This is a genomic window from Oleiphilus sp. HI0117 (assembly GCF_001635235.1).
In genome coordinates this window covers 1-7,322 of sequence record NZ_LWGA01000702.1, presented here as the reverse complement: position 1 = coordinate 7,322, position 7,322 = coordinate 1, and the positions used below count along the sequence as shown (strand labels likewise).

Genomic DNA, 7,322 nt, shown 5'->3' with positions numbered 1-7,322 from the left:
GGCTTATGCTGATTTGATTACAGTTTCCGGTTATGACGGTGGCACGGCTGCAAGTCCGCTAACCTCTATCCGATATGCGGGTTCTCCTTGGGAGCTTGGTTTGAGCGAGGCTCACCAGACTCTGCGCGGCAATGACTTGCGTGGCAGCGTCCGTCTGCAAACCGATGGCGGTTTAAAGACAGGTCTGGATGTTGTTAAAGCGGCGATACTGGGTGCCGAGAGTTTTGGTTTCGGTACCACGCCTATGGTTGCTTTGGGTTGTCGTTATTTGAGAATTTGTCATTTGAACAACTGTGCGACGGGTGTTGCGACTCAGAACGAATTACTTCGTGATGAGTACTTCAACGGTACCGTAGAAATGGTAATGAACTTCTTCCGCTTTGTTGCGAAAGAAGCGCGTGAGTGGATGGCTAAGCTAGGTGTTCGTAGTTTGGAAGAGCTGGTTGGTCGTACAGATTTGTTAGACATTTTGTCAGGTACTACTGATAAGCAGAACAAGCTTGACCTATCGCCGATTCTTTCGACTGAGGGAATACCTGAAGATAAACCGCATACCTGTAAGGTAGAGCGTAATGCTCCGTTTGACCAAGCCTTGTTGGCCGAAAAAATGGTTGAGGACTTAGTTCCAACAATTGAATCCAAGTCGGGTGGTACCTTCGATTACGAAGTGACTAACTGTGATCGTTCGGTTGGTGCACGAATCTCTGGCGAAATCGCAGAGCGTCATGGTAATCAAGGTATGGTGAGTGCGCCAATCAACTTGAATTTGACGGGTACAGCTGGTCAGAGCTTTGGTGTTTGGAATGCTGGTGGTTTGAATATGAACCTTGAAGGCGATGCAAACGACTATGTTGGTAAAGGTATGACTGGTGGTAAACTAACCATTCGACCCCCTCAAGGTAGTGAGTTCAAAACCCAGGAAACATCCATTGTTGGTAATACTTGTCTTTACGGCGCTACTGGCGGTAAGTTGTTTGCAGCGGGTACGGCTGGTGAGCGTTTTGGAGTTCGAAACTCTGGCGCTTCAGCGGTTGTTGAAGGCGCAGGTGATCACTGCTGTGAATATATGACTGGCGGTTTGATTACTGTTCTAGGTCAAACAGGTTATAACTTTGGTGCTGGTATGACAGGTGGTTTTGCCTATGTGCTAGACCAGGAAAATACGTTTGTAGATAAATACAATCATGAGTTGGTAGAAATTCAAAGAGTTTCAACTGAACAAATGGAGCCTTATCGCAATCATTTGCGAGGCGTTATTAAGGAGCATGTTGCTGAGACATCTAGTAAGTGGGGGCAAGAGATCCTTGAGCACTTCGATGACTTCATTGCTAAGTTCTGGTTAGTTAAGCCGAAGGCGGCTAGCTTGGATAACTTGCTTAACAACATGCGTTCTCGCCCTGAGTAGTGTTTCGAATTATCGAATACTCTCATTGCGAATAAGGTTTAGAGGTTAGAATATGGCAAAGCGTTTAAATAACAACTTTCAGTTTGTTGATGTGGGTCGAGTTGACCCAAAGAAAATTCCAATGGAAGGTCGTACCGAAGATTTTGGTGAGATCTATCAGTCATTTGATCAGAATGACGCGACTGAACAGGCTCATCGATGTCTTGAGTGTGGTAACCCTTACTGTGAGTGGAAGTGCCCGGTACATAACTATATCCCGAACTGGCTAAAGCTGGTTTCAGAAGGGAATATTCTTGAAGCGGCTGAACTGTGTCACCAGACAAACTCTTTGCCTGAAGTGTGTGGTCGTGTTTGTCCTCAAGATCGATTGTGTGAAGGTGCTTGTACTCTTAATGCAGGTTTTGGTGCGGTGACTATTGGCTCGGCGGAGAAGTATATTACTGATACGGCTTTCGCTATGGGTTGGCGCCCGGATATGTCCAATGTTGTTAAAACAGACAAGAAGGTTGCCGTGATTGGCGCGGGCCCTGCCGGTTTGGCTTGTGCAGATATCCTGGTTCGTAACGGTGTTAAGCCTGTTGTTTTTGATCTTAATCCTGAGATTGGTGGTTTGCTTACCTTTGGTATTCCAGAGTTCAAGCTAGAAAAGGATGTCATGTCGCGTCGTCGAGAAATCTTCACCGATATGGGCGTTGAATTTCGCTTGAATACCGAAATTGGTAAAGATATCAGTATTGATGACTTGTTAAATGACTATGACGCAGTATTTATGGGTATGGGAACATACAAGTACATGAAAGGTGGCTTCCCAGGTGAAGACTTGCCAGGCGTTCATGATGCATTGCCATTTTTGATCTCAAACGTTAATCGTCGTTTGGGTTTTGAAAAAGATGAAGCTGACTTCATTAACATGGCAGGTAAGAAGGTGGTTGTTCTGGGTGGTGGTGATACTGCGATGGACTGTAACCGAACCTCTATTCGTCAACAGGCAGATAGTGTAGTTTGTGCTTACCGTCGTGACGAAGAGAATATGCCTGGCTCACGCAAAGAAGTTCAGAATGCCAAGGAAGAAGGTGTAGACTTTATGTTTAATCGTCAACCAGTGGCGATTGTAGGTGATGATAAAGTTGAAGGTGTGAAGGTTGTTAAAACACAGCTGGGTGCCGCTGATGAAAATGGTCGTCGTCGCCCGGAAGTTATCGAAGGTAGTGAAGAAATCCTGCCTGCTGATGCAGTATTGATTGCGTTTGGTTTCCAGCCTAGCCCACCAGAATGGCTGTCCGATGTGAAGGTAGATGTTAATAGCTGGGGCGGTGTTGTCGCGCCAGAGAAGGGTGAGTACCCTTATCAGACGAGTAACCCGAAGATTTTCGCCGGTGGTGATATGGTTCGTGGTTCTGACTTGGTGGTTACCGCCATTGCGGAAGGCCGCCAGGCAGCTGAAGGCATCATGGACTACCTGGATATATAGTCTGCACGTGATGAGTATCAATGACTAAATCCAAGGCACGGTTGATAATACTGTGCCTTTTTTGTATCTGGACAACATTGCCAGACATTTCTTGATTATTAATATTGAAGAGACAGTGAATGACAGAGCTAAAGAATGATCGATTTCTGAGAGCGCTAGAGCGTAAGCCGGTTGATGTGACGCCTGTATGGATGATGCGTCAAGCTGGGCGTTATCTGCCAGAGTATAAAGCGACCAGAGCGCAAGCCGGTGACTTTATGAGTCTGTGTAAGAATAAAGAACTAGCATGCGAGGTCACAATTCAGCCTCTTGAGCGCTACAAGCTCGACGCTGCAATTCTGTTTTCTGATATCTTGACGATTCCGGACGCAATGGGTTTGGGTCTTTATTTCGAAACGGGTGAGGGGCCTCGTTTCAAGAAGATTGTTCGAACAGCAGAGGATGTCGAGAAACTACCTATAGTTGATACCTCTAAAGACTTGACTTACGTAACGGATGCAGTGAGCACCATACGTAAAGAGTTGAATGGACGTGTTCCGTTGATTGGTTTCTCTGGGAGTCCTTGGACTTTAGCCACTTATATGGTTGAGGGTGGAAGCTCTAAAGATTTTCGCCATATCAAAGCGATGATGTATTCTCAGCCAGAAATTATGCATCAGTTATTGGATAAAATTGCCTTGTCTGTGATTGATTATCTGAATGCTCAAATAAAAGCGGGTGCGCAAGCGGTTCAGATCTTCGATACCTGGGGTGGAAACCTGAGTGATCATGCATATCAACAGTTCTCTTTGGCTTATATGAAGAAAATTGTAGCTGGCTTAATTCGGGAATACGATGGTCGAAAAGTCCCCGTGATTCTATTTACCAAAGGAGGCGGTTTATGGTTGCCTTCTATGGCTGATACCGGCGCTGATGCACTTGGTCTTGACTGGACGATGGATATCGGTAAAGCGCGTGCCTTGGTAGGTGATAAAGTTGCTTTGCAGGGGAATATGGATCCGTCGGTGCTATATGCTTCAGAAAAAGGTATTAGGGATGAGGTGGCTAGAATTTTGGCATCTTATGGTCCAGGTGAAGGCCATGTATTCAATCTGGGGCATGGTATTCATCAATTTGTTGATCCAGCACATGCAGGCTACTTTGTTGATGCGGTTCATGAACTGAGTGCTCAGTATCACGCTTAAGATCGTTATCTAATGCATAGAATTAAGGGTGCAACGTGGCACCCTTTCTTTTTCTAGCACAAAATGCCATGTAATTCCCACACGTGTCACATTTGCAGCAGGCTCTTATTTAACCTGTGCGACTCTTTTAATACAATCGATAGATAACCCTTAAGGTCTCCCAAGGAACTGTAATGAGGCATCTCTCTCTCTATTTTGCTAAGGCAATTTCAATTTGTATCTGCGCTACAATGATCGTGGCTTGCGATAATTTAGAAAATATAGCCTTTTTCAAAAGTGTTGGGGATCCTGACATATATCAAAGTGATGCCGAAACTAATATCGATAACAAAACCATCGATATCGAAGTCGACATGTCCGAAGATTTATCTCTTAAAGTGCTTCAAGCGACTCTTTTAGCTTACTTGGATTCGCCATTGTATCGATATTTAGATGCATCAGACTTTCCAGAAGATCTAAGTTTGATATGCGGAAATTATGTTAAAGATGTATTTGAGGACCCCATTAGTTGGGACAGTTCTAGGGAGCCGGGTCAGGCTTATAGCGAAGGTGATACAGTAGATCTGGTCTTTGATAATTGCCAGTTGAGTACAGGGCAAGAAGTGTCTGGTGCTTTATCGATGGAATATAGTGATATGGGTGGGGTAAATGACACCTTCATGCCGGTTTCAACTGATTACTGTGTTGATAGGCTTAATATCCTAAACGAAGGCCCTGATTACGACACATTATATGTAGCAGGCCATGAAGTAAGATTTTTCCCCTTTGGTGATGACACGATAGTCCGAGTTTATGAGCACAGCTACGATAGCGATACGGGTGAGCGAATATCTACCCTAAGGGCATCTTATGAAGTTGCCAAAAATAGGCCAACCTTGATTATCAATGAGCGTTTAGGTGTCGATGCTGGTGCTTTAGCATCGTTGGACGGAGATGAAATTTATCATGTTTTTGAAGGTGAACAGGAACTAGAGCGCTGCCAGTACTATCGTCGGCATTTAGATGTAAGTGTCAATGAGTTTGCAGTTAAAGATGGCGAAATTACCACGACTATAGATGGAGAGATTGAGTTATCAAATATTTCAGAAGATCTCGAAACTGAGTCATTTAACATTGTCGATAGCGATTTTTCTTTGTCCGTACAGCAGAATGCTTCACTGAATGAGTTTTCATTAACTGACTTTGATGCTGAAAAGGTTGAGAATTTGTCACGAGGCACCTATGTGATTGGTTTTTCAGGAGTCTTGGAGTCCGATTCGATTGGCGGAATAGTTGAAGTTGATGCAATGGACTCTTTTAGCAAGCTGAATGGCACGATAGGCGAATATCCAACTGATGGCATATTTAAGGTATTAGGACAGGGTTTGGAGCGAGTGACCCTGACGCCAAACCCTAGTGCACTGGTGATCGGTGTTGATTATGATGGTGATGATTCTCGTGTTGGAGCCAGTTTCCCAGATGAAACGTTTACAACGACCTGGGAGCAACTTCTGGAAGGTGACTTCCAGCGAGATGACTTTATTCCAGCAGAGTAGAAAGTTCCTTTCATACTGCTCAATATATCATTGATGGCCTTCTGGCTTCATATACTTAATTCCTCGATTAGCTCTATAATATTCCTCCTGTAGAGCGAGCATATCTATTTGCACGCATAATTATCAGATCTCATAGCAATAGGCTTAGCATGGCAAAGAGCAAAACCGCATTCGTCTGCACTGAGTGCGGGTCAGATTTATCTAAATGGCAAGGCCAGTGTCCGGATTGTGGCCAATGGAATACTATTCAGGAAATAAAGCTAGCAAAGCAAAGTAAGAGCAGCAGTACCTCGTTGGGTTATGCGGGCGCCAAGTCCGAGATTAAGGCTTTGGGGTCAATTGACCTCGAAGATCAACCCAGATTCAGTAGCGGTATAGGTGAGTTTGATCGGGTGCTGGGGGGAGGTTTAGTTCCCGGTTCTGCTATATTGGTTGGAGGTCATCCGGGTGCCGGGAAAAGTACTTTGCTACTCCAGACGATGTGTCATCTTTCTTCAAGCAGGGACGGCTTATATATTACTGGTGAAGAGTCTTTACAACAGGTTGCACTGCGAGCAAAGCGCCTCGGTCTCAAAGCTGATGCGCTGAATATGTTCTCTGAAACCCGGATCGAATCAATAGAAGAAGTGGTTCAAGTCCATAAGCCAAAAGTGCTGGTTGTTGACAGTATTCAGGTAATGCACACAGAAGCGATAGAGTCGGCTCCAGGTAGCGTTTCGCAAGTAAGAGAATGTGCTGCCAGGTTGACCCGTCTTGCCAAACAGACTGGCATGGTGCTATTTCTGGTTGGTCATGTGACCAAAGAGGGAGCGATTGCCGGGCCTAAGGTTTTGGAGCATATGATTGACTGCTCGATAATGCTCGAAGGCTCCAGTGACACTCGTTATCGCACTTTGCGAGGAATCAAAAATCGTTTTGGTGCAGTGAATGAGTTAGGTGTCTTTGCTATGCTCGAAAAAGGCTTGGTTGAAGTGAAGAACCCGAGTGCAATATTCCTAAGCCGTGGCGAAGAGATAATGCCAGGTAGTGTCGTGACGATACTCTGGGAAGGTACGCGCCCGTTGCTAGTAGAATTACAGGCTTTGGTTGATGAGAGCCAAGGCAACTACCCTAAGCGAGTCGCCTTGGGTATGGATCAGAACCGTTTATCAATGTTGTTGGCCGTGATGCATCGACATGGTGGGATCCATTGTGGCGACCAGGATGTATTTGTGAATCTGGTAGGTGGTGTAAAAACACTGGAAACGAGTACCGATTTAGCGACTTTGGCAGCGATTGTTTCTAGCTTGAAAGGGGTGTCACTTTCTGAAGATATGGTGATCTTTGGAGAGGTCGGTTTGTCGGGAGAAATACGTCCAGTCCCTAGTGGTCAGGAACGAATTCAGGAAGCGCTGAAGCATGGCTTTAAAAGAGCGATTGTTCCCTATGGAAACAAACCGAGAAACGATATTGCAGGGATGGAAGTTATGCTAGTGAAGAAGTTACCTGATTTGTTGAATGCTCTGTTTTAAAATGCTTTGGTTTAGCTTATTAGATTAGTCTTCGAGCGTACTTTCTAAATGACGGGCAAATATGTCTGGCGCCATGGGTCTACCAAACAGATAGCCTTGTGCATAGTCACAGTTTAGATCTTTGAGCAGCTTGTATTGCTCCTGATTCTCGACGCCTTCAGCGACGACCTTAAGGTTTAAGCTGTGAGCCATAGAAATCGCCGCATTAATTAGTTC

Annotated in this window: 6 protein-coding genes; 5 read left to right on the top strand and 1 reads right to left on the bottom strand. The window is 45.0% G+C overall.

Annotated elements, in window-relative coordinates; translation table 11 throughout:
* From A3757_RS10200 to radA, 5 genes are all read left to right on the top strand, one after another.
* On the top strand, nucleotides 1-1,405 hold a 1,405-nt coding region (locus tag A3757_RS10200; RefSeq protein WP_255374983.1), incomplete at its 5' end, for a glutamate synthase-related protein.
* A 52-nt stretch (nucleotides 1,406-1,457) separates the two neighbouring features.
* Nucleotides 1,458-2,876 carry an FAD-dependent oxidoreductase gene (locus A3757_RS10195; protein WP_068554435.1) on the top strand — a complete coding sequence of 473 codons (1,419 nt, stop codon included), beginning with the start codon at nucleotides 1,458-1,460 and terminating at the stop codon, nucleotides 2,874-2,876.
* A gap of 119 nt (nucleotides 2,877-2,995) precedes the next feature.
* Nucleotides 2,996-4,060 (top strand): uroporphyrinogen decarboxylase, encoded by a 1,065-nt coding sequence (gene hemE / locus A3757_RS10190; protein WP_068513946.1) that lies wholly within the window; start codon nucleotides 2,996-2,998, stop codon nucleotides 4,058-4,060.
* 173 nt (nucleotides 4,061-4,233) lie between these two features.
* Nucleotides 4,234-5,595 (top strand): hypothetical protein, encoded by a 1,362-nt coding sequence (locus tag A3757_RS10185; protein WP_156490630.1) that lies wholly within the window; start codon nucleotides 4,234-4,236, stop codon nucleotides 5,593-5,595.
* Nucleotides 5,596-5,744: 149 nt separating this feature from the next.
* The gene (radA, locus tag A3757_RS10180; RefSeq protein WP_068554431.1) at nucleotides 5,745-7,106 is read left to right on the top strand and encodes a DNA repair protein RadA; all 1,362 of its coding nucleotides are present in this window, start codon (nucleotides 5,745-5,747) and stop codon (nucleotides 7,104-7,106) included.
* Between the two features lie 24 nt (nucleotides 7,107-7,130).
* Here the strand turns inward: radA and A3757_RS10175 are convergent.
* A partial coding sequence (locus A3757_RS10175; protein WP_156506271.1) for an EAL domain-containing protein occupies nucleotides 7,131-7,322 on the bottom strand: 192 nt, incomplete at its 5' end.